Raw genomic sequence first — 1,242 nt, 5'->3', positions numbered from 1 at the left:
TTTGTGATATTTTGATTGGTCGCATATAACTGGCTACCGTTTACTGCCTCCGTTGAATTTGCTGCAAGCGAACCGTTCGCCACATTCGTGATCGTCCGTTTGCCCGCGTTAATACCGTCAGCGGTTATATTGACATCACCAACCGTTAAACCTGTCGTATTCAATACATTATTGCCTGCAGTTACACTACTGACATTAATGTTGTCTGCCAAGCTCAGTTTCACACCACCATCAACGGTTTCACTGACAAGATTATTGTTGCCTGCTGTGACATTTAATGTATCGCCTAATTGATACTGTCTCGATTCTGTGCCGTTACCGAATTTAATACCTTTTGCAATATTTTGCGTATTGTTTGCTACAGTTGCATTTGTAGCGTTTAAACCGTCTTTTACAGTACTAATCGCATTGGCATTATTACTTACATTTGTATTAGTCGCATTTAAATCGTTTTTCACGCTATTAATTGCATTTGTATTACTGGTGATATTCTGCGTGTTATTTGCCACAGTTGCATTAGTTGCATTTAACTGGCTGAGATTCACCGCATCACTCTCTGACGTACCGTTAGCGACATTAGTAATTGTCTTATTACCCGCGTTAATACCGTCTGTGGTTATATTGACATCACCAACGGTCAAACCACTCGTATTCAATACATTATTGCCTGCAGTTACACTACTGACATTAATGTTGTCTGCCAAGCTCAGTTTCACACCACCATCAACGGTTTCACTGACAAGATTATTGTTGCCTGCTGTGACATTTAATGTATCGCCTAATTGATACTGTCTCGATTCTGTGCCGTTACCGAATTTAATACCTTTTGCGATATTTTCTGCGTTTTTACTAATATTCTGGGTATTATTGCTCACATTTGTATTAGTCGCATTTAAATCGTGTTTCACGATATTAATCGCATTGGCATTATTAGTGATATTTTGCGTATTGTTTGCTACAGTTGCATTGGTGGCATTTAACTGGCTGAGATTCACCGCATCACTCTCTGACGTACCGTTAGCGACATTGGTAATTGTCTTATTACCCGCGTTAATACCGTTAGCGGTTATGTTGACATCACCAACTGTTAACCCGCTATTATCCAATCGCGAATCACCGATGGTTATTGAACCGGCATCACTTAAATTTAACGTATTATTTAAATTAACTGCGATCTTGCCGTTAGTCACTGTGGTATTCAGATTATTATTACCACCTACAACTTCGATTTTCTCACCTAAT

At 39.2% G+C, this 1,242-nt stretch carries 1 pseudogene; it reads right to left on the bottom strand.

Annotation, left to right across the window (positions count from 1 at the left end):
• Positions 1 to 1,242, bottom strand: a pseudogene (locus BN3349_RS11800) (hypothetical protein); the annotation flags it as partial.

Origin of the sequence: Necropsobacter massiliensis, from assembly GCF_000827595.2 — a bacterium.
In the GTDB taxonomy this organism is placed as follows: Bacteria; Pseudomonadota; Gammaproteobacteria; order Enterobacterales; family Pasteurellaceae; genus Necropsobacter; species Necropsobacter massiliensis.
Note: the sequence above shows the minus strand (reverse complement) of the source record. Positions and strands in the feature narration are given on the sequence as shown.